General features: G+C 73.2%; 16 protein-coding genes and 2 pseudogenes. 9 read left to right on the forward strand and 9 right to left on the reverse strand.

Annotated features, from left to right (window positions below; translation table 11 throughout):
* Nucleotides 1-26 precede the first annotated feature (26 nt).
* Nucleotides 27-2405, reverse strand: coding sequence for a SpoIIE family protein phosphatase (locus AB0O09_RS29790; RefSeq protein WP_363546789.1), 2379 nt, complete (start codon nucleotides 2403-2405; stop codon nucleotides 27-29).
* A gap of 433 nt (nucleotides 2406-2838) precedes the next feature.
* On the opposite strand from AB0O09_RS29790, the gene AB0O09_RS29795 reads away from it, so the two are divergent.
* Entirely contained in the window at nucleotides 2839-4260 is a 1422-nt protein-coding gene (locus tag AB0O09_RS29795) for a ricin-type beta-trefoil lectin domain protein (RefSeq protein ID WP_363546793.1), read from the forward strand.
* A gap of 131 nt (nucleotides 4261-4391) precedes the next feature.
* Nucleotides 4392-6509 carry an RICIN domain-containing protein gene (locus AB0O09_RS29800; protein ID WP_363546869.1) on the forward strand — a complete coding sequence of 706 codons (2118 nt, stop codon included), beginning with the start codon at nucleotides 4392-4394 and terminating at the stop codon, nucleotides 6507-6509.
* A gap of 82 nt (nucleotides 6510-6591) precedes the next feature.
* On the opposite strand, the gene AB0O09_RS29805 is transcribed toward AB0O09_RS29800, so the two are convergent.
* Nucleotides 6592-7176, reverse strand: coding sequence for a hypothetical protein (locus AB0O09_RS29805; protein ID WP_363546795.1), 585 nt, complete (start codon nucleotides 7174-7176; stop codon nucleotides 6592-6594).
* A 113-nt stretch (nucleotides 7177-7289) separates the two neighbouring features.
* On the opposite strand from AB0O09_RS29805, the gene AB0O09_RS29810 reads away from it, so the two are divergent.
* On the forward strand, nucleotides 7290-7715 hold the full coding sequence (locus AB0O09_RS29810; RefSeq protein ID WP_363546798.1) for a YchJ family protein: 426 nt from the start codon (nucleotides 7290-7292) through the stop codon (nucleotides 7713-7715).
* 51 nt (nucleotides 7716-7766) lie between these two features.
* On the opposite strand, the gene AB0O09_RS29815 is transcribed toward AB0O09_RS29810, so the two are convergent.
* Nucleotides 7767-8204: a hypothetical protein gene (locus AB0O09_RS29815; protein WP_363546800.1), complete on the reverse strand. Its 438-nt coding sequence runs from the start codon at nucleotides 8202-8204 to the stop codon at nucleotides 7767-7769.
* A 93-nt stretch (nucleotides 8205-8297) separates the two neighbouring features.
* Complete coding sequence (locus tag AB0O09_RS29820; protein ID WP_363546803.1) at nucleotides 8298-8606, reverse strand: DUF6087 family protein; 309 nt, start codon at nucleotides 8604-8606, stop codon at nucleotides 8298-8300.
* Between the two features lie 165 nt (nucleotides 8607-8771).
* Between AB0O09_RS29820 and AB0O09_RS29825 the strand changes: the two genes are divergently transcribed.
* Together AB0O09_RS29825 and AB0O09_RS29830 are read left to right on the forward strand one after the other, a co-directional pair.
* The gene (locus tag AB0O09_RS29825; RefSeq protein WP_344624081.1) at nucleotides 8772-9146 is read left to right on the forward strand and encodes an RNA-binding S4 domain-containing protein; all 375 of its coding nucleotides are present in this window, start codon (nucleotides 8772-8774) and stop codon (nucleotides 9144-9146) included.
* 109 nt (nucleotides 9147-9255) lie between these two features.
* A complete protein-coding gene (locus AB0O09_RS29830) occupies nucleotides 9256-9663 on the forward strand; it encodes a hypothetical protein (RefSeq protein WP_363546806.1) in 408 nt (135 codons plus the stop codon).
* Nucleotides 9664-9880: 217 nt separating this feature from the next.
* Here AB0O09_RS29830 and AB0O09_RS29835 read toward each other — a convergent pair whose 3' ends face one another.
* From AB0O09_RS29835 to AB0O09_RS29855, 5 genes and pseudogenes are all read right to left on the reverse strand, one after another.
* On the reverse strand, nucleotides 9881-11062 hold the full coding sequence (locus AB0O09_RS29835) for a CapA family protein (RefSeq protein ID WP_363546809.1): 1182 nt from the start codon (nucleotides 11060-11062) through the stop codon (nucleotides 9881-9883).
* A gap of 109 nt (nucleotides 11063-11171) precedes the next feature.
* The gene (locus AB0O09_RS29840; protein ID WP_363546810.1) at nucleotides 11172-12230 is read right to left on the reverse strand and encodes a LacI family DNA-binding transcriptional regulator; all 1059 of its coding nucleotides are present in this window, start codon (nucleotides 12228-12230) and stop codon (nucleotides 11172-11174) included.
* A gap of 156 nt (nucleotides 12231-12386) precedes the next feature.
* A pseudogene (locus tag AB0O09_RS29845) lies at nucleotides 12387-13259 on the reverse strand (DUF1996 domain-containing protein); the annotation flags it as partial.
* A gap of 48 nt (nucleotides 13260-13307) precedes the next feature.
* Nucleotides 13308-13778: pseudogene (locus AB0O09_RS29850) on the reverse strand (discoidin domain-containing protein); the annotation flags it as partial.
* Between the two features lie 138 nt (nucleotides 13779-13916).
* Nucleotides 13917-17378 carry a discoidin domain-containing protein gene (locus AB0O09_RS29855; protein WP_363546813.1) on the reverse strand — a complete coding sequence of 1154 codons (3462 nt, stop codon included), beginning with the start codon at nucleotides 17376-17378 and terminating at the stop codon, nucleotides 13917-13919.
* Nucleotides 17379-17715: 337 nt separating this feature from the next.
* On the opposite strand from AB0O09_RS29855, the gene AB0O09_RS29860 reads away from it, so the two are divergent.
* The 4 genes from AB0O09_RS29860 (at nucleotide 17716) to AB0O09_RS29875 (ending at nucleotide 23402) form a co-directional block, all read left to right on the forward strand.
* A complete protein-coding gene (locus tag AB0O09_RS29860; RefSeq protein WP_363546816.1) occupies nucleotides 17716-19011 on the forward strand; it encodes an ABC transporter substrate-binding protein in 1296 nt (431 codons plus the stop codon).
* A gap of 79 nt (nucleotides 19012-19090) precedes the next feature.
* Nucleotides 19091-20056 carry a sugar ABC transporter permease gene (locus AB0O09_RS29865; protein WP_363546819.1) on the forward strand — a complete coding sequence of 322 codons (966 nt, stop codon included), beginning with the start codon at nucleotides 19091-19093 and terminating at the stop codon, nucleotides 20054-20056.
* Complete coding sequence (locus tag AB0O09_RS29870; protein ID WP_363546822.1) at nucleotides 20053-20886, forward strand: carbohydrate ABC transporter permease; 834 nt, start codon at nucleotides 20053-20055, stop codon at nucleotides 20884-20886. Before AB0O09_RS29865 ends, AB0O09_RS29870 begins: the two co-directional genes overlap by 4 nt.
* A 125-nt stretch (nucleotides 20887-21011) precedes the next feature.
* On the forward strand, nucleotides 21012-23402 hold the full coding sequence (locus AB0O09_RS29875) for a glycoside hydrolase family 3 C-terminal domain-containing protein (RefSeq protein ID WP_363546871.1): 2391 nt from the start codon (nucleotides 21012-21014) through the stop codon (nucleotides 23400-23402).
* The last annotated feature ends 66 nt before the right edge of the window (nucleotides 23403-23468 follow it).

Consider the following 23468-nt stretch of genomic DNA (forward strand, 5'->3'; position numbering starts at 1 on the left):
GCGGCGTGTTCTGAGGGCACCCGTCGTCAGGGGTCGGTCGGGAGTTCCTGTTCGGTCCAGATGGTCTTGCCGGCGGCGGTGTAGCGGCTGCCCCAGCGGTCGGTGAGCTGGGCGACGAGGTAGAGGCCGCGGCCGCCCTCGTCGGTGAGGCGGGCGCGGCGCATCCGGGGCTGGGTGCTGCTGCCGTCGGAGACCTCGCAGGTCAGGGTGTCGGCGCGGATCAGGCGGACGCCGACCGGCCCGCCGGCGTAGCGGATGGCGTTGGTGACCAGTTCGCTGAGGACGAGTTCGGTGGTGAAGGCGAGGTCGTCCAGGCCCCAGTCGGCGAGCCGGGCGGTGGCGTCGGCGCGGACCTTGGCGACCGCGGCGGGGTCGGGGTCGACCGTCCAGGTGGCGGTGGATCCGGCGGGGACGGCGCGGGTGCGGGCGAGCAGCAGGGTGACGTCGTCGCGCAGCCGGGTGGGCGGCAGTCCGGCGACGAGTTGCAGGGCGGCCTCCCGCAGCGGGCGGTCCTGCCGGGCGACGGCGGCCAGCCGCCGCTGGATCTCGGCCATGCCCTCGTCGATGTCGCCCTCGCCGCGTTCGATCAGGCCGTCGGTGTAGAGGGCGAGGACGCTGCCCTCGTCGAGGACGGCCTCGGTGGCTTCGAAGGGCAGTCCCCCGACGCCGAGCGGCGGGCCGGGGGTGACGGGCAGGAAGTGGACGGTGCCGTCGGGGCCGGCGACGGCGGGCGGCGGGTGGCCGGCACTGGCGATGGTGCAGGCCCGGGTGACCGGGTCGTAGACGGCGTACAGGCAGGTCGCGCCGACGGAGCCGGGGTCGGGGCGGTGCCGTCGCCCGGCGGGGGCGGTGTCCACCGGTTCGACGGTGTCGCCCTCCTCGGCCTCGCCGGTGAAGTCGCCCTCGAAGAGCAGCTGGGAGACCAGGTCGTCGAGGTGGACGAGCAGTTCGTCGGGTTCGAGGTCGAGGTCGGCGAGGGTGCGGACGGCGGTGCGCAGCCGGCCCATGGTGGCGGTGGCCTGCAGTCCGTGCCCGGCGACGTCGCCGACGACCAGCGCGACCCGGGCGGAAGAGAGCGGGATGACGTCGAACCAGTCGCCGCCGACGCCGCCGGCACTGTCGGTGGGCAGGTAGACGCTGGCGGTGGAGACGGCGGCGACGGTGCGGACGGCGGGCGGCAGCAGGCTGCGCTGGAGCCCGACCGCGGCGCGGTGCTCGCGGGTGTAGCGGCGGGCGTTGTCGACGGCCAGGGCGGCGCGGGCGGCGATCTCGGCGAGCAGCAGCCGGTCGCCGTCCTCGTAGTGGTCCTTCCAGCGGTCGCGGCGGACGGCGACCTGGCCGAGCAGGATGCCGCGGGCGGCGAGCGGGGCGGTGATCTCCCAGTCGTGGGCGGGTTCGGCGGCGCTCGCGCGGTCCGCGGTGCCGTCGGCCTTCACGTGCACGGTGTCGCCGGTGGCGGGCGCGGACTCGGGCGGCCCGGCGACGGCGGTGCGGCGCAGCACCAGGCGTCCGGTGGGGTCGGGGACGGGTTCGTCGCCGGTGAAGACGGCGGCGGCGATGTCGACCACGGCGACGTCGGCGAAGTCGGGGACGATCGCCTTGGCGAGGCCCTCGGCGGTGCCGGTGACGGAGAGCGAGCCGCCGGCCGCGGCGGTCACCCGGTGCAGCAGGGCGAGGCGCTGCCGGGAGCGGTGCTGTTCGGTGATGTCGGTGAAGAGCACGGTGAGGCCGATGACGACGCCGTCGGAGTCCTGCAGCCGGAAGGCGGAGATGGCCATCATCCGGCCGCTGCGGGGGTCGACGACGGTGCGGGCGAGGCCTTCGGCGAGAACCAGCGGGCGGCCGGTCTCCAGGACCTCGCGCAGGTGGGCCTCCAGGGCGACGGCGTCCTGGGGCTGGAGGAAGTCGGCGAGCTTGAGGCCGCTGAGGGTCGGCGGCACGCCGGAGTAGGGCAGCAGGTGGGTGTTGGTGCGGACGATCTGCAGGTCGGTGTCGAAGACGGCGAGGCCGAAGCGGTCCTGGAGGAAGAGTTCGCGGGTGAAGGCCTGGTCCTGGCGCCATCGGGCGACGGTGGAGGACTTGGCGCCGAGGACGACCTGCCGGGTGGCGGTGGGGTCGTTGGGGTTGTCGCCGTGCAGGGTGAGGACGCGGACGTACAGGTTGAGCGGGCGGCCGTCGCCGGTGCGGACGGTGACCCGGCCGTCCCAGCCGCCGGGGCCGGACTCCTCGGGGCCGCGCCAGGCGTCCGGGTCGGCGAGGAGGTCGCGCAGGGCGCGGCCGACCAGGGCGCGGGCGGGCAGGGCGAGGAGATCCTCGGCGGCGCTGGTGCAGCCGACGATCGTGCCGCTGCCGTCGACGAGCGCTCCGGCGACGCCGTCGAGGAACGGGAAGCGGCGGTCTTCCATCTCGTCTCACCCCGTCCGGTGGTCTCCTCCCTCCCTCATACTCCACCGGTCCCCGGGTGTCGGCGCCCCGGGACACGGAGGGTGACCGGAGGTTCTGCCTTCGGGTCCTGTACGCACGGGGGTTGACGCGGCTGGTTCAACGGGCCTAACTTCACGTTCTGAAAAAGGGTCCAGACCAATTCGTCGGGACCTCTGTGTCGTCCGCCGCACCCGGGACGAACTGGTGACATATCGCCAGGCGGATGCTGTGGCCGGACTTTGACGGATCGCAAGAAGATCCGCGTGCACCACCGCAGCCTGCGGCCCGGCGGCCGGTCGATCCTGCCGCCCGGGTCGCCGCCGGCTGCACCATGTTCACTTCGTGAACGCAAAGGTCCCTGATCCTCACCCCCACCACGCCCGGTGCACCGTGCCCGGGCAGGAGGAGACAGCCTTGATCCGCACCCTTGCCCGTACCGTGGCGACCGCGGTCGCGCTGCCCGCGACGGCCGCCGCCCTGCTGATCGCCGGCGGCTCGCCGGCCGCCGCCGCGGCCAACCCCGGCCCGGGCTTCCCGGCCCACTTCGCCGCTCCCTACCTGGAGACCTGGAACTCGCCCTCGGTGATGACCGACGTGCGCAACGCCGCCGGCCTCAAGTACTTCACGCTCGCCTTCGTGATCGGCAACGGGAGCTGCACCGCCACCTTCAACGGCAACACCGACATAGCCGACGCCTCCTGGCAGAGCGCGATCAACGGCCTCCGCTCGGCCGGCGGCGACGTGATCGCCTCGTTCGGCGGCGCCGCCGGCACCGAGCTGGGCCAGGCCTGCACCAGCGTCTCCGCGCTGCAGGCCCAGTACAAGCGGGTCGTCGACACCCTGAACCTGACCCGGATCGACCTCGACATCGAGGGCTCCGCACTGAACGACACCGCCGCCAACGACCGCCGCAACCAGGCACTGGCAGCCCTCCAGCAGCAGTACGCGGCGGCCGGCAAGCGGCTCGCCGTCAACTACACGCTGCCGGTCAGCCCGTCCGGCCTGGAGTCCAACTCGATCAGCCTGCTGAACAACGCCAAGAGCCGCGGCCTGGACGTCAACATGGTCAACATCATGACCATGGACTACGGCCCGGCCATGGACATGGGGCAGGCCGCGATCAACGCCGCGAACGGTCTGCACACCCAGCTCGGCCGGATCTGGACGGGCAAGACCTCCGACCAGCTGTGGGCGATGGAGGGCAACACCCCGATGATCGGGGTCAACGACACCACCGCCGAGGTCTTCACCACCGGCAACGCCTCGACCCTGGAGTCCTTCGCCGCCTCGCACGGCATCCAGCAGCTCGCCTTCTGGGCGATCGGCCGCGACAAGGCCTGCGCCGCCAACGGCACGCTCTCCGACTCGTGCAGCGGCACCCCGCAGTCCGCGTACCAGTTCACCAGGACCTTCGACGCGCTGACCGGCGGCACCACCCCGCCGCCCACCGGCCGCACCGGCCGGATCACCGGCTACGGCGGCACGTGCGTGGACGTGGCCGCCGCGAACAGCGCCAACGGCACCGCGGTCCAGCTGTACGACTGCAACGGCACGGCCGCGCAGACCTGGACGGTCGGCACCGACGGCACCGTCCGCGCGCTCGGCAAGTGCATGGACGTCACCGCCGCCGGCACCGCGAACGGCTCCCAGGTGCAGCTCTACGACTGCAACGGCACCGGCGCCCAGCAGTGGCAGGCCCGCGCCGACAAGACCCTGGTGAACCCCGCCTCCGGCCGCTGCCTGGACGCCACCGGGCCCAGCTCCGCCAACGGCACCCGGCTGCAGATCTGGGACTGCTTCGCCGGTGCCAACCAGCAGTGGACCCTGCCGGCCTGATGCCGCGACCCGACCGAACAGGAGCGAACCCCATGCCAGTCCCACCCGTGCACCGGCGGGCGCACGCCCGGCGCCGGGCCCTGCCGCTGGTCACCGCCGTCGGCCTGATCGCCTCGGCGTCCACCGCGGTGATGCTCGTCCAGGGCCAGGCCGCACAGGCCGCCGGCCTGCCCACCGGCGCCACCGTCCTCGTCGCCCGGCACAGCGGCAAGTGCGTGGACGCCGCGGCCGCCGCGACCGCCAACGGCACCGCCGTGCAGCAGTACGCCTGCAACGGCACCGGCGCCCAGCAGTGGCAGTTCCAGGACGCCGGCGGCGGCTACGTCCGGATCAACGCCCGGAACGACACCAGCAAGGTCCTCGACGTCACCGACGTCTCCACCGCGGACGGTGCGAAGATCCAGCTCTGGGCGTACGGCGGCGGCCCCAACCAGCAGTGGCAGCCGGTCGCCGAGGCCGGCGGCGGCTACCACTTCGTCAACCGCAACAGCGGCAAGTGCCTGGACGTGCCGAGCGCCTCCACCGCGGACGCCGTCCAGCTCCAGCAGTGGACCTGCAACGGCACCGCCGCGCAGTCCTTCTCCTTCGGCAGCGGCAGCCAGAACCCGCCCGGCACGCCGGACTTCGGGCCCAACGTGGCGGTCTTCGACCCGTCGATGCCCGCCTCGACGATCCAGGCGAAGCTGAACTCGGTCTTCTCGCAGCAGGAGTCCAACCAGTTCGGCGCACAGCGCCAGGCCCTGCTGTTCAAGCCCGGCAGCTACGGCGTGGACGCCAACGTCGGCTTCTACACCCAGGTCGCCGGACTCGGCCTCTCCCCCGACGACGTCACGATCAACGGCGCCGTGCACGCCGAGGCGGACTGGTTCCAGGGCAACGCCACCCAGAACTTCTGGCGCTCCGCCGAGAACCTGTCGGTCAACCCGACCGGCGGCACCGACCGCTGGGCGATCTCGCAGGCCGCGCCGTACCGCCGGATGCACGTCCGCGGCAACCTGCAGCTGGACGACGGCGGCTGGTCGAGCGGCGGCTTCATCGCCGACTCGAAGATCGACGGGCAGGTGCGCTCCGGCTCCCAGCAGCAGTGGCTCTCCCGGAACGCCCAGTGGGGCAGCTGGACGGGCTCCAACTGGAACATGGTCTTCGTCGGCGACGTCAACGCCCCGGCGAACTCCTTCCCCAACCCGCCCTACACCACCGTCGGCCAGACCCCGGTGGTCCGCGAGAAGCCCTTCCTCTACGTGGACGCGGCCGGCGCCTACAAGGTGTTCGTCCCGGCGCTGCGCAGCAACAGCAGCGGCACCACCTGGGCCGGCGGGGCGCAGCAGGGCGGCTCGCTGCCGATCGACCAGTTCTACATCGTCAAGCCGGGGGCGACGGCCGCCGACATCAACGGCGCGCTCGGCCAGGGCAAGAACCTGCTGTTCACGCCGGGCGTGTACCACCTCGACCGGGCGATCGACGTGACCCGGGCGGACACCGTGGTGCTGGGCCTGGGCCTGGCCACCCTCGTCCCGGACAACGGCGTCGCCGCGATGACCGTCGCCGACGTGGACGGGGTGAAGGTGGCCGGCCTGCTGATCGACGCCGGCACCACCGACTCGGCGGTGCTGATGCAGGTCGGCCCGGCCGGGTCCGGCGCCGACCACTCCGCGAACCCGACCTCGCTGCACGACGTGTTCTTCCGGGTCGGCGGCGCGGGCGTCGGCCGGGCCACCCAGTCGCTGGTGGTGAACAGCAACAACGTCATCGGCGACCACATGTGGATCTGGCGCGCCGACCACGGCAGCGGCGTCGGCTGGACGAGCAACACCGCCGCCAACGGCCTGACCGTCAACGGCGCGAACGTCACCATGTACGGCCTGTTCGTGGAGCACTACCAGCAGACCCAGGTGGTCTGGAACGGCAACGGCGGCCGGACGTACTTCTTCCAGAACGAGATGCCGTACGACCCGCCGAACCAGTCGGCCTGGACGAACGGTTCGACCCGCGGTTACGCGGCGTACAAGGTCGCCGACTCGGTGACCGGCCACGAGGCGTGGGGGCTGGGCAGCTACTGCTACTTCAACGCCAACCCCTCCGTGGTGGCCGAGCACGCCTTCGAGGCGCCGAACCGCTCCGGGGTGCGCTTCCACGACATGGTGACCGTGTCGCTGGGCGGCACCGGCACCATCAACCACGTGATCGACTCGACCGGGGGTCCGTCCAACTCCTCGTCCAACGTGGCGAACCTGGTCGCCTTCCCGTAGGCATCGACCGCACGAACGCTCCCCGGCCGGGTCCGCACCCGGCCGGGGAGCCCTGTGTTCATCCGTGCCGTGCCCGTACGGCTCAGAAGGTGGCGTTCCAGCTGTGCGCCACGTCGATCACCAGCCGGTTGTCCAACTGGAAGACCCGGAAGGGCAGTCGGGCCCGCACGCCGAGGCCGACCTGGCTCTGGCCCTCGAAGCTGCCGCCGAACTTGGCGTCCTTGAAGGTGCGGTAGCCGGTGAGGTCGACGCCGGGCAGCGACTGGCCGGCCTTCGCCGGGTACACCGGTGCACCGGTCGACGGGTCGTAGGACGGCGCCACGACCACGATCTCCAGGATCGCGCCGCCGTTCACCGGGATCGTCCGGCCCGAGCCGTCCTGGATCAGCGACGGCACGTACTGGACGCGGTAGCCGACGTGGCCGGCCGGCGTCGTGCCGGGGATGTCGAGCACCATGCGGTCCCAGCACGGATGCTGGCCGGTGCGGATGTTGGTCAGCGGGTGCTGCCCGGTGGCGGGGTTCGCGGCCTTCGGCAGGCTGCCCCAGCCGGTCGGGCAGGTCGTCACCGTCGCCGTGGGTGTCGTCGCGGATGCCGCGGCCGGTACCACCACGGCACCGGCGCCGGCGAGAACGAGTGCCATCGGGATCGTGATCCACCGTCGCATGATGCGCCTCCTCGGGCCGCGCCTGGATCCCTCACCCGAAGAGACGTGGACCGCGGCCGGGCAGTTGCAGCACCCGGCCCCGAGTTCCGGGGGCGGGCGGCGCGACCGGCAGAATGGGACGCATGTCGAAGCGCCGCCGCCACCCCCGATTCTCCCCCGTCGACCCCTGCCCGTGCGGCCTGGGCGGGCCCTACGGCGGCTGCTGCGGGCGGCTGCACCGCGGCGAGGCGGCGGCGGGCACCGCGGAGCAGCTGATGCGCTCGCGCTACAGCGCCTTCGCCGTCCAGGACGGGCCCTACCTGCTGCGCAGCTGGCACCCGGACACCAGGCCGCCCCGGATCGGCTTCGACCCGGGGCTGCGGTGGACGGGGCTGGAGGTGCTGGCGACGACCGAGGGCGGGCCGTTCCACACCACCGGGACGGTGCGGTTCCGGGCGCACTTCACGGACGGCGGCGAGCCGGGGGCCATGGAGGAGCACAGCACCTTCGTCCGGCTGGACGGCGCCTGGGTGTACGTGGCTGCGCTGCCGGAGGACTGAGCGGCGCTGCCGGAGGACCGAGCGGCGCCGCCCCGTACCGGACGGGCGGGATCAGTCGTGGAAGGCGGCGACCAGGTCGTCCAGCGGGTCGTCGTCCACGATCGGGACGGTGCGGTCCAGGCCGCTGGTGAAGGCCGAGGCGGCCGCCACGTGCGCCCGGGCGATCTCCAGCGTCTCGGCGGCCCGCTCCAGCTCCTCGGAGACCCGGGCCTGCCGGGCTGCCGGGGTGTCCCCCTCGCCGTCCGGCAGCGCCACCTTGATCTGCCCCGCCGGGATCGCGGCGAGCCCGGCGGCGGCCTGCGCCAGCGCCTGCGGCAGGTGGAACAGGATCGCGTGCAGCGCCGTCACCACGTCGTGCACGCTGGCGGGGTCGGGGAAGGCTCCGACCCCCGGGGCCGTCCGGTGGTTGAGGACGCGGACCTCCTCGCCCACGGCGTTGGCGATCTCGTACGGGGTCCGGGCCGGGCCCGGTGCGCGGTCAGGGCTCATAGCGGACATGCTCACCTCTGTGCGGTACGGGCACGTACGGCGGGGCCGTTGCAGGCCCCGACGACCACCCGTTGTGCGTAGCGGCCGGGCGGCTCAGTCCGCACGGCGGCCGCTCGGACCGGGCCGGAACACCGGCAGCCCGCCCGAGACCTGCGGGAAGACGGGGGGCCGGCCGTCGCCGACGATCATCTGGTGGGCGGCGGCCCAGCTGTCGGCGATCGCCACGGGCTGCCAGGCGCGGCCGTCCCACTCGACGACCAGACGGGGTGCGTCCCGGTGGTGCGGGTGGCCGGCGCCGTCCGACGGTTCGCCGATCAGGAACGCGTCCCGGGTGCCGACCGGATGCCGCAGGTCGGCGGGGCGGGCGCAGCTGTCGGACAGGGGCTCTCTCTCGTCGGGCACGAACACCGGGGCGTCCTTTCGGCGGTTGGGCCGCCGGTGCGGCGGTCCTCCCGTCAGGCTAACCCGCCGTGCCTGACCGGGCACGTTGTGCAACGGAGGGCGGCGGGAGGGCCGTCCGCGGCGCCGGCGTTTCGGTGCGGGGCGGGGCGGCACTAGGCTCGTGGCATGGCGGAGGACGAGGGCCCGGTACGGGTGGACAGCTGGATCTGGTCGGTCCGGCTGCTGAAGACGCGCTCGATGGCCTCGGCGGCCTGCCGGGCCGGGCACGTGCGGGTGAACGAGGAGCGGGCCAAGCCCGCGCAGACCGTGAAGCCGGGGGACGAGGTCCGGCTGCGGTACGACGGCCGCGAGCGGGTCGTCGTGGTCTCCAGGCCGATCCGCAAGCGGGTCGGCGCCGAGATCGCAGCGCAGTGCTACGTCGACCACTCCCCTCCCCCGCCGCCGCGCGAGTTCGCCGCGCCGACGGCGCTGCGGGACCGCGGCACCGGCCGCCCGACCAAGCGCGACCGCCGGGAGATCGAGCGCCTGCGCGGCTCCTGACGCCCAGCCGTTGACGTGCACCCGGCACCTGCCGCAGGCTTCGGATCACATCGCCGAATGTGAGCGGGCGTCAGGAGCGTGGCCGGCGCCCGGGAGGGAGGGGCGCGCCGTGAGGCTGACGCTGTTCGGATACTGGTGCTCCCCCGAGAGCCCGGACCTGCCCGACCCCGCGGCCCTGGTGGACCCGGAGTGGGAGATGTGGGAACGCTCCGAGGTCGCCGACTACCTGGAACACGGCCACGTCGCCCGCCAGTTCCTCGGCGTCTCGAGATGCCGCATCTGCGGCGAGGTCAACGGCTCGGCCGAGTTCACCGACGGCGAGTACCTCTGGCCCTCCGGCCTCGCCCACTACGTGCGGGAGCACGCCGTCCGGCTGCCGGAGCGGATCACCGCCCACATCCTGCGCCGCACCGCGGAGTGGGAGGAGGTCGAGGTCGACGCCTCCTGGTGGCACGAACGGGCCTACGCCCAGGCCCCCCACGGGGAAGCGCTGACCGCGGCCGGGCCCCGGAGTTGATGCCGAAGCGCTCGGAGGTCGGCTCGGGGCGGGTGCGGATGGGGCTCTCCCGCCCCCGCACCCCGGGCCCCGTGAAAACCGGCCCCGAGGGTGCGGGCCGCTGGGCGGCGTGAGCGTTCAGGGCTGCTCACGCCGTGTCCCAGCGGGTCCGCGGCCGCGCCGGTGCGTGGGCGCGGCCGATCGTGGGTCCGGCCTCGGCCGGAGCGGGGGGCGCGGTTCAGTCGCGGGCCGCGGGCGCCGGGGCGAGGCCGGTGCAGGTGCGCAGCCGGTCGCGGCGGTGCTGGGCGGCGGTCGCGGCGGCACCGGACTGCGGCACCGGGACGCCGCGCTTGTCGATGTGCGCGGGGGTGAACCGCTCGCCGACGGTGCGGCCGTCCCCGCTCAGGGTCAGCGTGGTGACACCGGTCTCGTCGGAGTCGGTGTAGTTCGAGGTGCCGTACCAGAGGAAGTTGCCGAAGCCGTACGCCACGTAGGTGTCGCCGAGCATGCCGGAGCCCAGCATGGTGTGCGCGTGGGTGCCGACCACCGCGGTGGCGCCCGCCGCGGAGAGCTTGCGGGCGAGGTCGGTCTGGGCGCCGGTCGGGCAGGTGTGGCCCTCCTCGCCCCAGTGCAGGTAGACCAGCACGACCGGGGCCTGGCGCCTGGCCTCGGTGACGGCCCGCAGGAGCGCGGCCGGGTCGAGGGCGGAGGCGATCCCGGGCTTGGAGGAACCGGCCCGCCACTTCTGGTTGGTGAGGTCCTGGACCTGGCTGGCGGCGAGCACCGCGACCTTCACGCCCTTGACCGTCGTCACGTACGGGGCGTACGCCTCCTCGGCGTTGCGGCCGAAGCCGACGACCGGGATCGGTGAGGAGGCCTTGGCGGCGAGCGTGTCGGCGAGGCCGGCGGCGCCGAAGTCCACGGCGTGGTTGTTGGCCAGCGAGACCACGTCCACGCCCGCGTCGTGCAGCGTCTGCAGCGCCTTGGGGCTGGTGCGGAAGGTGTAGGTCTTCGGCTCGGGCGCGCCGCGGCCGGTGATCGCCGTCTCCAGGTTGAGCACCGCGAGGTCGGCGGCGGCGAGCGTGCGGGAGATCGGGCCGAGTGCGGTGTCGGGGCCACCGACGAGGCGGGACGCCGTCCGGCCCTCGAAGTGGACGTCGCCGGCGAAGGCGACGGTGATGGTGCCGCCCGCGGCGGCCGCCGGGGCGCCGCCGGCCGCGGCGGAGTCGGAGGGGGCGGCCGGGTCGGACGGCGCGCCGGACGCGGCGGAGCCCGAACCTGCGGGCGCGGCGGCGGCGGTGGTGGCAGTGGCACGGTCGGCGGCCGGGCCGGGGTGGCTGCCGCAGGACGTCAGGCAGGCCAGGCCCAGCACGAGCGCAGCAGCAGGCGCGGCACGGCGCACGACAATCCCCCCGGTCATCGAACTGTACGCGCCAACTCTACGACAAGATCCGCACATCCATCCGCGCGATCCCCATAACTCGCACACACAGGTGGAGGACTTGATTCCGCATGAGCCTGACAGCAGGTCAGGAGGACCGGCGGACGACCAGCTCCGGCTCGAAGATCACCGAGGTGGCGCCGCGGCCGGGGCGGGCCAGCACGTCCAGCAGGATGCGGGCCATCTCGGCCGCCATCTCCTCCACCGGCTGCCGGACGGTGGTGAGCGGCGGCCGGCCGGCGGTGGCCGCACTGCTGTCGTCGAAGCCGACCACCGCGACGTCTTCCGGCACCCGCAGGCCGTGGTCGCGCAGCACCGCGACGGCCCCCTGCGCCATCAGGTCGTTGGCGGCGAACACCCCGTCGAGGTCCGGGTGTTCGACGAGCAGCCGGGCCATCGCCCGCTCACCGCCGGCCTGGGTGAAGTCCGCCTCGGCGTGCGGCAGGTACGGCATGCCGTGGCGGGCCATCGCCTCGTGGAAGCCCTCCAGCCGGTCGCGGGCGGCGCGCACCGCGGGCGGCCCGGCGATGGTCACCACCCGCCGGCGGCCGCGGGCGTGCAGGTGGTCGGCGGCGAGCCGGGCGCCGTCCCGGTTGGCCAGGTCGACGCAGCTGACCGGCAAGGGGGCGGCCGGGCGGCCGAAGAGCACGGTGGGCACGCCGGCGGCCAGCAGCAGGCCGGGCATCGGGTCGTCGGCGTGCGTGGAGACCACCATGGCGCCGTCGGCGTTGCCCTGCTTGAGGTAGGAGAGCGCCTGCTCGCGGGCCTCCGGGGCGTCCGCGAGCATCAGCACCGGGTGGACGCCGTGCGGGCGCAGGCCGGTGAAGACGCCGCTGACCACCCGGCCGAAGAAGGGGTCGGTGAAGACCTGCGTCCGGCCGGCCTCCTCGCCCCGCCCGTCGGTGCCGCTGCCGGAGACGACCAGGGCGAGGGCGCCGGCCCGGCGGGTGACCAGTGAGCGGGCGGCGCCGTTGGGCACGTACCCGGTGGAGGCGACGGCCCGGCGGACGCTCTCCTGGATGGCCGGGTCGACGTTGCGGATGCCGTTGATCACGCGGGAGACGGTCGCGCGGGAGACGCCGGCGACCCGGGCCACGTCCTCCAGGGTCGCGGAGCGCTGGGCGGCCGGGCGGAGGGCTTCGCTCATGAGCCTTTTATAGCACGTGGGAGAGCGCTCTATCCGGCTGTTCCCGGGCCTTCACCAGCGCGGTTGCCCGACCCTGACCGGGCCCGCCGCACGCCGTGCGCCCCCGCCCTCCCCGGAGGAGCGGGGAGGACGGGGGCGACGGTCGGCCGACGGGCGTCAGGGCAGCAGGTACTGCTCGTTCAGCGCCGCACCGCGCCCGGGCTGGGTCTCGTCGTAGCCGCGGGCGTTGCACTGGAGGCCACCGATGATGCAGTGGTTCACCAGCGCCGCCAGGGTGGGCGCGTCCCACGCGTTGAAGAAGTCGTAGTGGAAGGAGTACCCCCGGCCGCTCGCCAGCCGCAGCTGCGAGAGGTCGCCGGAGGGCACCGGCCACGCCATCTTGAACTCGATCATCGGGAGCGCCACCGGGTGGGTGGAGGGGCAGACACCGTTGACCGGGTAGGCCATGTGGCTCTTGTGGTCGGGGGTGTCCAGGTACAGGCCGTTCCAGCAACTGGGGGCCTGGTAGCGCAGGTTGACCGCGCCGCCGCCGGGGCAGGAGGTCGGCAGGTCGGTGTTGTGGTAGCTGTCGCCGCACTCCCAGCCGGCCACGTAGCCCGGGTTGGTGGCGAACTCCGTCCGGGTCGCGGACGGGCTGCCCACGACGAACCGCAGACCCGGCGGGAACGGCCGCACCGAGGTGTAGTCGGTCACCCCCGTCTTGTAGTAGACGGTCTGCAGGCCGACCGGGTTGACCTCCGTGGCGCCGTTGTACATGGTCGGCATCCAGTAGGCGGACTTGTCACCGGGGGCGAGGCAGGTGGTGCCGCCCGCCGCCAGCGAGGCCGGGGTGGAGGTCGCCGTGGTGGTGGTGTTGCCCATGAAGGTGTGCATGTGCGAGGCGCCGGCCAGCCCGGGGAAGACGATCGGGTCGTCCGGCAGGTTGTGCGTCGGCGAGCAGTTCGCCTGGAACTCGTGGAAGTAGGTGTGCGGCGGGTTGGCCGTGGACGGCGTCACCCCGGTCACCTGCGGGTTCGCGAGGACGTAGCCGGTCTGCGGGGTGGTGACGGTGCCGTACACCTTGAACTCGTACAGCGAGTAGCCGTACTGGGTGGCCCGCTGGGTGGCGTTGAGCCGGACGTACCGGCCGGTGCCGTTGACGTTCAGCGACTGCACGCCGCCGGCCGAGGTGGTGGTCGAGTAGATCGTCGACCAGGTGGCGGCGTCGGACGAGGTCTGCAGCTGGTAGGCGGTGGCGTACGCCGCCTCCCAGCTGAGTTCGACCTTGCTGACCGTCGCCGGACCGCCGAGGTCGATCTGGATCCACTGCGGGTCGCTCCAGTTCGAGGCCCACCGGCTGGTCGGGTCGCCGTCGACGACGGCTCCGGCCGGGAAGTTCAGGCTCTCGATGGACGAGGCGGTGACCGGCTTGGACTGCGAGATCAGTCCGTCGGCGGCGACGGCCTGGCGGGCGGTGCCGCCGATGCCCGCGAGGGCGAGCACCGCGGCGAACGCGACGGCGAGCGCCGTCCGGCGCGGCCTGCCCCGGGACAGGAAACGGGGTCGCATCGGACCTCCATTCGAACGGATGGGTGGGGGTTGCCCCGGGACGCGCCCGGTGGGGCGTGGCGCGTCCCGGGAGTCTGGGACCGGACGGGTGTCCGGGTCGCGGAGCCCCGGCCCGGGAGCCCGGGCCGCGGCTCCGGGTCAGGCGTAGACGCCGAACTCGTACAGCGAGTCGCCGTAGGCGGTGCCGCGCTGGGTGATGTTCACCCGCACGTAGCGGCCGCTGCCGTTCACGTCGACGTCGTCGACGCCGCCGGTGCCGCTCGTCGTCGACCAGGCGGTCGTCCAGTTGGCGCCGTCGGTCGAGGTCTGGATCTGGAAGGCCTTGCCGTAGGCGCCCTCCCAGCCCAGCTGGACGTGCTTGAAGGACTTCACCGCGCCCAGGTCGACCTGGATCCACTGCGGGTCGGCCCACTCGCTGGCCCAGCGGGTGTTCCAGTTGCCGTCGGTGGCGTTGGACGCCGGGTACGGCGCGCCGTTGCCCTGGGCCTGGAAGGTGGAGGCGGTGGCGGGCCGGCCGAGCGCGATGTTCGTGCCGCTCGGGGTGGACGCGACCACCCGGAAGGACTTGGTCTCGATGCCGACGTTGCCGTGGCCGTCGTAGGCGTAGACGTAGACCTTGTAGACGCCGAGGCTCTTCGGGGCGACCGCGGTGAAGCGGCCGTCGCCGGTCTGGGTGAAGGCGACCTGGCTGAAGCCGGTCCCGCCGCCCGCGTACTTGGCGCAGTAGTAGAGGTTGTAGCGGATCAGGTCGCCGTCGGGGTCGGTCGTGGCGGCGGTGATGTCGAAGGTGCCGCCGGCCGGGACGGTCGCGGTGTTGCTCAGCGACAGGTCCGAGATGACCGGCGGGGTGTTGCCGCCGGCGTTCCCGCCGTAGTTCTTGGCGACCGAGTGGAAGGCGAGCCGCCGCCAGCCGGCGGGCACGGTGTTGTACCAGACTCCGCCGAAGTCGTTCTCGGTGCCGTAGTGGAAGACCGTCGCACCGAGCGACACACCGGTGTGGCCGGTGATGCAGCCCCAGTTGGAGAGGTAGGCGTCGCGCTTCTCGACGTCGGTGGGCTCCAGCGGCACGCCGTTGGCGTCGTTCGGCACCTCCCACTCGCCGTCCTCGCCGGACTCGGTGATGATGTACGGCTTGGTGTAACCGCCGCTGATCCAGTCGTTCTTGACGTTGCAGACCGCGCCGTAGGAGTTCACCGCGAGCAGGTCGAGGCTGGGCGAGTAGTCCTTGTAGTACTTCCACGCGGCGGTGTACGCGTCGGTGGAGGTCACCGGGTGGTCGGGGTCGATGGCGTGGATCGCCTGGGTGACCCGCTCGACGTACTTGGCGTAGGCGACGCGCTGCTGCTCGACGGTGGTGCCGTTGTAGGCGTGGTCCTGGGTGGTGAGGATGACCTCGTTGCCGACGTCCCAGAGCAGCACGCCGGGGTGGTTCCGGTAGGTGGTCACCCACTGCTTGATCTGGTCGAGCGTGGAGTCCATGTAGGCGGTGTCGTTGACGTAGTCGGCGCCCTGGTTCAGCCAGAAGCCGTTGACCACCTTGAGGCCGTGCGCGGCGGCGGTGTCGAGCAGCGGCTTGCTGCCGGCGTCGGTGCCCCAGGTGCGCAGGGTGTTGACGCCCATCGCCTTGAGCTCGCGGATGTGCGCCTCGGCGGTGGAGTTGGCCGGGCCCCAGGTGATGCCCTTGAGCTGGTACGGCCGGCCGTCCACCTGCAGCTGCCAGTTGCCCTGCGAGCCGGTCACCTTGACGGTGGACGGCGCGGTGGGCACGGCCGGGTCGGTGAGCGGGGCCGGGGCGGTGCCGGTGGCGACCTGGACGGTGACCTTGTCGATGCTCAGGGTTCCGCCGGAGGTGGTGGCGTCGGTCGGGGTGGTGCAGTTGCAGACCGCGTCGGGGAAGCCGCCGCCGATGCCGAGGTTGAACACCAGGTAGAAGCCGTGGTGCACGGCCGCGTCCCAGGTGGCGACGCCGACCTGCGACTCGTTGACCTGCCAGACCTGGCGGCCGTCGAGGTACCAGCGGATCTGCTCGTCCGAGGTGGTGCGGTCGATGATCTGGGAGTAGGTGTGGTAGCCGGTCTGGCAGCCGGTGCAGGAGGCCAGGCCGCTGGTCATGCCGTTGTACTCGTTGCAGTTGCCGCCCGGGGCGGTGCCGCAGTGCAGGGTGGTGGAGAGCTGACTGCGGCCGTTGACATTCTCCAGGATGTCGCTCTCGCCCGCGCCGGGCCAGACGGTGGAGTTGCCGCGGTTGGCGGCGCCCATCGCCCGGAACGACGGCCAGTAGCCGAGGCCGTTGGCCACGTCCGGCTGCTTGACGGTGGCGGAGATCTGCAGCTGGCCGCCGGCCGGGGCGGCGAAGTCGGTGCGCTTGGACTCGACCCGGCCGGACGTCCAGGCCGAACCGTTCTTCAGGGCGGTCAGGTTGAGCGCACCGCTGCCGTTGAGGCCCACGTTGGCCGGGGCGCCGGTGGCCGTCTGCACCTCGCCGGTGCCCCAGTTGGCCGGGCCGCCGGGGTACGCGGTGCCGGTGTCGGTGATCCAGTCGTTGCCGTTGGGCGCGGTGCCGGCGCCGCCGTTGAAGTCCTCGTTGAAGACGGTGGTCCAGTTGCCGGGCGGCGTGGTCGGCGGGGTGGTGGGCGGCTCGGTCGGCGGGGTGCTGCCGCCGCCGGTGCGGACCTGGAACTCCCAGAGGGAGTAGCCGTATCCGGTGCCGCGCTGGGTGCCGTACATCCGCACGTAGCGGCCGGTGCCGGAGACGTTCAGCGTCTCCGTGCCGCCCGCGCCGGTGGTGGTGGAGTAGGCGTCCGTCCAGCTGGTGCCGTCCGCGGAGAGCTGGATCCGGTACGCCTTGCCGTACGCGGCCTCCCAGCTGAGGACGACCTGGCAGACGCTCTGCGCCGAGCCGAGGTCGACCTGGATCCACTGCGGGTCGGTGTTGGCCGAGGACCAGCGGGTGCCGGTGTTGCCGTCCACCGCGTTCGCGGCCGCGGTGCCGTAGTTCTCCTCGCCGGAGGCGGTGACCGGGCGGCCCTGGGCGGCGTTCGCGGTGCCGCAGCTGCCGGTGGGGGTGCCGCCGCCGAGGGTGCCGAAGACCTGGAACTCCCAGAGCGAGTAGCCGTATCCGGTGCCGCGCTGGGTGCCGTACATCCGCACGTAGCGGCCGGTGCCGGAGACGTTCAGCGTCTCCGTGCCGCCCGCGCCGGTGGTGGTGGAGTAGGCGTCCGTCCAGCTGGTGCCGTCCGCGGAGAGCTGGATCCGGTACGCCTTGCCGTACGCGGCCTCCCAGCTGAGGACGACCTGGCTGACGGTGGCGACGGCGCCCAGGTCGACCTGGATCCACTGCGGATCGGTGTCGGCGGAGGACCAGCGGGTGCCGGTGTCGCCGTCCACCGCGTTGGCGGCCGCGGTGCCGTGGTTCTCCTCGCTGGAGGCGGTGACCGGGCGGCCCTGGGAGAGCAGCGAGGCCGCCGCCTGGGCCCGCCCGGCAGGCAGGAACAGCAGCAGTCCGGCGACCAGGGCGCCGGCGACGAGCCCGGCCAGGGCGCGCCAGGGCGGTGCGGAGTGCGCGGTGGGGGCCGCCGCGCGGGCGGGTGGAGCGAGCATGGGGAACTCTCCTGACGAGACGGGTGGGGGGAGGACGGCACGCGTCGGCCGATTCCTGGGAGAGCGCTCTCGCAGTCATGGGAATGGTTGCCGCGATGTTTCCGTCATGTCAAGCCCCGTGCAGCAGCCCGGCCTCCGGCGATCGTGCTTTCAAATCGGCAGGTGCGCAAAGCTTTTGGGCACAGCCCCTTGACGGCGGGGTGGTTTCGGGGCCAGGCTCCGTCCGGCGGGAGAGCGCTCTCCCATCTGATCCGACAGGCGCCCGCACGCCTGACCGGTGGAGCGCTCTCCCATCGCCCTCCCGCAGCACGCCGAATCCCCCGCAAGGAGCCCCGCCATGCCCACCGCCCGCCCCGGCCGGAGATCCGCGGCCCTCGCCGTCTCCGCCGCCCTCGCCGTCGCCCTGCTCGCCGGCGGCTGCTCCAGCAGCGGCCCGGCCGCCGAGGACGCCGCCGACGCCAAGATCACGCTGACCGTGAACCTGTTCTCCGAATTCGGCTACGCGGACCTCTACAAGCAGTACGAGCAGCTGCACCCCGACATCACCATCAAGGAGAACCGCGCCGACCTCGGCGCCCACCACCAGAACCTGCGCGCCCACCTGCTGGCCGGCTCCGGCACCGCCGACATCGAGGCCGTCGAGATCGGCCAGGTCGCCGGATTCCAGCCGCAGGCCTCGAAGTTCGTCGACTTCCTGCAGTACGGCGTCAGCAAGGACCAGTGGGTGCCCTCGAAGACCGCCCCGGCCTCCAGCGCCGACGGCAAGGCGCTGTTCGGCCTCGGCACCGACATGGGCGGCCTGGCGCTGTGCTACCGCAGCGACCTGTTCAAGGCCGCCGGCCTGCCGACCGACCGCGACCAGGTCTCCGCGCTGCTCGCCGACTGGCCCGCCTACACCGCCGCCGGCAAGCAGTTCCTCGCCAAGAGCCCCACCAAGGGCGCCAAGTGGTTCGACAGCGCGGGCAACCTGTTCAGCGCGATCGTCGCGCAGTCCCCCACCGGCTTCTACGACGCCTCCGGCAAGCCCGTCGTCCAGGAGAACCCGGCCGTCAAGCAGGCCTTCGACCTGGTCGCCGGTGCGGTCGAGGACGGCCAGTCGGCGGGCATCCAGGCCTTCACCCCCGCCTGGGACACCGGCTTCCAGAAGAGCCAGTTCGCCACCGTCGCCTGTCCCGCCTGGATGAGCTACGAGTTCAAGGGCAACCCGCCCACCGACGGCGGCACCTGGGACATCGCCCGGATCCCGGGCGGCGGCGGCAACTGGGGCGGCTCGTACCTGACGGTGCCCAAGTCCGGCAAGCACACCAAGGCCGCCGTCGAGCTCGCCACGTGGCTCACCGCCCCCGAGCAGGAGTCCTGGCTGTTCAAGAACAAGGGCTACTTCCCGTCCGACCAGGCGCTCTGGAGCCAGCCGGACATCGCCGGATTCACCGACCCGCTGTTCAACGGCGCACCCACCGGCAAGATCTTCTCGCAGTCCGCCAAGGACCTGCAGCCGCAGCCGCTCGGCGCCCACGGCGCGGAGATCGGCACCGCCGTCGGCAACGCCCTCACCTCGATCGAACAGGGCAAGGCCGACCCGGCCACCGCCTGGCAGAAGGCCCTCGCCGACGTCGCCAACATCACCGGCTGACCCACCCCCTCACCCCGCGGTGCCGGCGCGGACCTGACCCCGCCGGCACCGCGGCCCACCCCGCAAGGAGACCCCCGCCATGGCCGCGACCGTGTCCGCCGACACGCCGCTGCGCCCCGCCCGCGCCCCGGCAGCCCGCTGGAGCCGGATCGAGCGCCGCACCTCCCCGTACCTGTACGTCGCCCCGTTCTTCGTGGTGTTCGCGGTGTTCGGGCTGTTCCCGATGCTCTACACCGGCTACGTCTCGATGACCGGCTGGCGGGCCGACCGGCCCGGCACCGAGAACAGCTGGGTCGGCCTGGAGAACTACCGCCGGCTGCTGGACGACCCGTTCTTCTGGAACGCGCTGAAGAACACCCTCGGCATCGGCGTGCTCTCCACCGTCCCGCAGCTGCTGCTCGCGCTCGGCCTCGCACACCTGCTGAACTACCGGATCCGCGGCCGCACGTTCTTCCGGCTCGGGGTGCTGCTGCCCAACGTCACCTCGGTCGCCGCCGTCACCCTGATCTTCGTCCAGCTCTTCGGCCGGGACTTCGGCCTGGTCAACTGGGTGCTCGGGCTGTTCGGCGTGGACCGGATCGACTGGCAGGCCGGCACGCTCTCCTCCTGGGCGGCCATCTCCGCGATCGTCACCTGGCGCTGGACGGGCTACAACGCGCTGATCTACCTGGCCGCGATGCAGTCCGTGCCCTTCGAGCTCTACGAGGCGGCGGCGATCGACGGGGCGAGCCGCTGGCGGCAGTTCCGGTCGATCACGATCCCGATGCTGCGGCCGACGATCCTGTTCACCGTCATCGTCTCCACCATCGGCGCCCTGCAGCTGTTCGGCGAGCCGATGCTCTTCGGCCAGCAGCAGGACCCGACCACCGGCGGCTCCCAGCACCAGTTCCAGACCCTCGCGCTGTACTCGTACAACCAGTTCTGGGGCCGCTTCAAGTACGGCTACGGGGCTGCGGTCTCCTGGGCGATGTTCCTGCTCATCGTCGTCGTGGTGGCCGTCAACCTGCTCGCCGCCCGCCGGATGAAGGGGGCCGACGCCTCGTGAGCCGCAACCGCCAACTCTCCGCCGGCAGGGGCGTGTACGCCACCCTCGCGGTCGGCGTGGTGCTGTCCGTCTTCCCGCTGTACTGGACGGTCGTCGCCGCCTCCCGGAACAACACCGACGTGCACCGGGTGCCGCCCGTACTGCTGCCCGGCGGCAACCTGCTGCACAACATCGGCGAGGCGTTCCGGCAGACCGACATGGGCCTCGCGCTGCTGAACTCGCTGGTCGTCTCCTCGACCGTCACCGCCTGCGTGGTGCTGACGAGTTCACTGGCCGGCTTCGCCTTCGCCAAGCTGCCCTTCCGCGGCCGGAACCCGCTGCTCGCCTCGGTGGTGGCCACCATGATGGTGCCGACCCAGCTCGGCATCATCCCGCTCTACATCATGATGGCGAACTGGTTCCACTGGGCCGACCACCTGCAGGCGCTGATCGTGCCGGCCGTCGCCAACGCCTTCAGCGTGTTCTTCCTGCGCCAGTACTTCGTCACCGCCGTGCCCGACGAACTCCTCGACGCCGCCCGGATGGACGGCTGCACCACCCGCGGCCTGTACTGGCACGTCGCACTGCCCGCCGCCCGGCCCGCGACGGCGGTGCTCGGCATGCTCACCTTCATGGCCACCTGGAACGACTTCTACTGGCCCAAGGTCGTCATGACCCAGCAGAACCCCACCGTCCAGCTCACCCTCTCCGAGCTGGCCAGCGGCTACATCAAGGACTACTCCCTCGTGCTCACCGGCGCCCTGGTCGCCAGCCTGCCGGTGATCGCCGCCTTCCTCCTGATGGGACGCCAGATCATCGACGGCATCATGCAGGGAGCGGTGAAGAGTTGACCGCCATCGACACCGCCGGCCGCTTCCCCGACTCCCCCGCACCCGACGCACCCGACGCCACCCGCGCCACCGGCGCCCTCGGTGCCGTCGGACCCGAGGTCCTCGACACCGCACGCAAGGCCCGCCTGGTCTCCGGCGGCGGCACCTTCCGCACCAGCGCCGAACCGGCCCTCGGGCTGCGGCCGATCGTCACCTCGGACGGCCCGATCGGCGTCCGCGGCGAACGCTGGGACGAGACCGACACCGCCCTCGCGCTGCCCTCCCCCACGGCGATGGCCGCCAGCTGGGACGAGGAACTGGTCGAACGGCTCGGCACGCTGCTCGCCGCCGAGGCCCGCCGCAAGGGCGTCGACGTGCTGCTCGCACCGACCCTCAACCTGCACCGCTCCCCGTACGCCGGCCGGAACTTCGAGTGCTTCGCCGAGGACCCGCTGCTCACCGGGCGGATCGGGGCCGCGTACGTCCGCGGGGTGCAGGGCGGTGGGGTCGCCGCGACCGCCAAGCACTACGTCGGCAACGAGTCCGAGACCGAGCGGCTCACCCTGGACGCCGCGATCGACGAACGCACCCTGCGCGAGGTCTACCTCGCCCCCTTCGAGGCCGCCGTCCGGGCCGGGGTGTGGGCGGTGATGTCGGCGTACAACGGCGTCAACGGCCGTTCCATGAGCGAGAGTCCGCTGCTGGCCGAGCCGCTCAAGGGCGAGTGGGGCTTCGACGGCCTGGTGGTCTCCGACTGGGGGGCCGTCCGCAGCACCGGGACCGCCGGGGCGGCCGCCGTCGACCTCGCCATGCCCGGCCCCAACGAGCACTGGGGCGAGCGGCTCGCCGAGGCCGTCCGCACCGGCCGGGTGCCGGCCGCGGCCCTGGACGACAAGGTGCGCCGGCTGCTCCGGCTGGCCCGGCGGGTCGGCGCCCTGGAGGGCGCCCCCGCGCGGCCCCCGGTCGCGGCCCGCCCGGAGCGGGACCGCGCGCTGCTGCGCCGGGCCGCGGCCGCCGGGGCCGTGCTGCTGACCAACCGCGGCGGGCTGCTGCCGCTGGACCCGGCCCGGGTGCGCCGGATCGCCGTCCTCGGTCCCGGCGCGGCCGCCGCGCGGATCCAGGGCGGCGGTAGCGCCTCGGTCTACCCGGCCTCGGTGGTGTCGCCGCTGGACGGCGTCCGGGCCGCGCTCCCGCCCGGCGTCGAGGTCGTCCACGCGCCCGGCGTCCGGAGCTCGGTGCGCCCGACCCCGGTCGCCGCCGGCGACTGCCGCAACCCGGTGACCGGCCGGCCCGGCGTCCACGTCCGCTTCCTGGACGCCGCCGGGCAGGTGCTGCACACCGAGGACCGGCCGAGCGGGCGCTCCTTCGAGGTCGACGAGTCGGTCGACCTCACCGCCCTGCACAGCGTCGACCTGCGGACGGTGCTGCGGGTCGGCACCTCCGGACGCTGGCGGCTCGGGGTGGTCGGGCTAGGCGCCGTCCGGCTGCGGGTGGACGGCGGGACGGTGCTCGACTGCTACACGGCCCCGGAGTCCGACGACCCGACGTACCTGCACGTCACGCCGTCGTTCCGGCAGGCCGAGGTCGAGCTCGCGGCCGGGCAGGAGACCGAGGTGGCGGCCCGGCGGATCGTGGAGCCCGGCCACGGCCGGGTCGTCGCGCTGACCGCGGACGCCCCGGCCGGCACACCCGAGGAGGAGCTCGCCGCGGCCGTCGGACTGGCCCGCGGGGCCGACGCCGTGATCGTCGTGGTCGGCACCTCCGAGCAGCACGAGAGCGAGGGATTCGACCGCAGCACCCTCGACCTGCCGGACGGGCAGAACGCCCTGGTCTCCGCGGTGGCGGCGGCCAACCCGGCCACGGTCGCGGTGGTCACCTCCGGCGGACCGGTGCTGATGCCGTGGCGCGGCGAGGCGGCAGCGGTGCTGCTCGGCTGGTTCCCCGGCCAGGAGGGCGGCGACGGACTGGCCGACGTCCTCTTCGGCCGCGCCGAACCGGGCGGCCGGCTGCCCGCCACCTGGCCGGCCACCGGCGCCGGGCCCGCCGTCCCCGGCACCCGCCCCCGGGACGGCGTGCTCGCCTACCGCGAGGGCCTGCACCTCGGCCACCGCGGCTGGCTGCGGGCCGGCGCCGAGCCCGCGTACTGGTTCGGCCACGGGCTGGGCTACGGGCAGTGGGAGTACCTCGCGGTGGAGGTGCCGCAGCACCTCGCACCGGGCGCCGGGTTCACCGTCCGGGCGGTGCTGCGCAACACCGGCCGGCGGGCCTCCCGCGAAGTGGTGCAGGTGTACCTGGCCAGGCCCGGCAGTGCCGTGGAACGGCCGGTGCGCTGGCTGGCCGGGTTCGCGGCCGTCCGGGCCGAGCCCGGGCAGCGGGTGGAGGCCCGGATCGAGGTCGCACCGCGGGCGCTCGCCCACTGGTCGGTCGAGGAGCGCCGCTGGCTGGCCGAGAAGGGCGTGTTCACGGTGCTGGTCGGGCCGTCCTGCGGCGAGGTGCCGCTGTCCGCGGTCGTGGAGGTCGTCGCCGCCGACGGTTGAGTGCTCCGGCGGTGACCGGTGGGCGGACGGGGGTCCCGGCCGCCGGTCGCCGCCGGTTAGGCTGAC

This window comes from Kitasatospora sp. NPDC093679, assembly GCF_040683455.1.
Classification (GTDB): domain Bacteria; phylum Actinomycetota; class Actinomycetes; order Streptomycetales; family Streptomycetaceae; genus Kitasatospora; species Kitasatospora arboriphila.

Bases quoted from the DNA above. Each gene is read 5' to 3' on its own strand.
- AB0O09_RS29815 (WP_363546800.1), bottom strand. From the start codon at position 8,204: ATGAGCCCTGACCGCGCACCGGGCCCGGCCCGGACCCCGTACGAGATC.
- AB0O09_RS29825 (WP_344624081.1), top strand. From the start codon at position 8,772: ATGGCGGAGGACGAGGGCCCGGTACGGGTGGACAGCTGGATCTGGTCG.
- AB0O09_RS29800 (WP_363546869.1), top strand. From the start codon at position 4,392: ATGCTCGTCCAGGGCCAGGCCGCACAGGCCGCCGGCCTGCCCACCGGC.
- AB0O09_RS29805 (WP_363546795.1), bottom strand. From the start codon at position 7,176: ATGCGACGGTGGATCACGATCCCGATGGCACTCGTTCTCGCCGGCGCC.
- AB0O09_RS29810 (WP_363546798.1), top strand. From the start codon at position 7,290: ATGGGACGCATGTCGAAGCGCCGCCGCCACCCCCGATTCTCCCCCGTC.
- AB0O09_RS29855 (WP_363546813.1), bottom strand. From the start codon at position 17,378: ATGCTCGCTCCACCCGCCCGCGCGGCGGCCCCCACCGCGCACTCCGCA.
- AB0O09_RS29790 (WP_363546789.1), bottom strand. From the start codon at position 2,405: ATGGAAGACCGCCGCTTCCCGTTCCTCGACGGCGTCGCCGGAGCGCTC.
- AB0O09_RS29835 (WP_363546809.1), bottom strand. From the start codon at position 11,062: ATGACCGGGGGGATTGTCGTGCGCCGTGCCGCGCCTGCTGCTGCGCTC.
- AB0O09_RS29860 (WP_363546816.1), top strand. From the start codon at position 17,716: ATGCCCACCGCCCGCCCCGGCCGGAGATCCGCGGCCCTCGCCGTCTCC.
- AB0O09_RS29865 (WP_363546819.1), top strand. From the start codon at position 19,091: ATGGCCGCGACCGTGTCCGCCGACACGCCGCTGCGCCCCGCCCGCGCC.
- AB0O09_RS29840 (WP_363546810.1), bottom strand. From the start codon at position 12,230: ATGAGCGAAGCCCTCCGCCCGGCCGCCCAGCGCTCCGCGACCCTGGAG.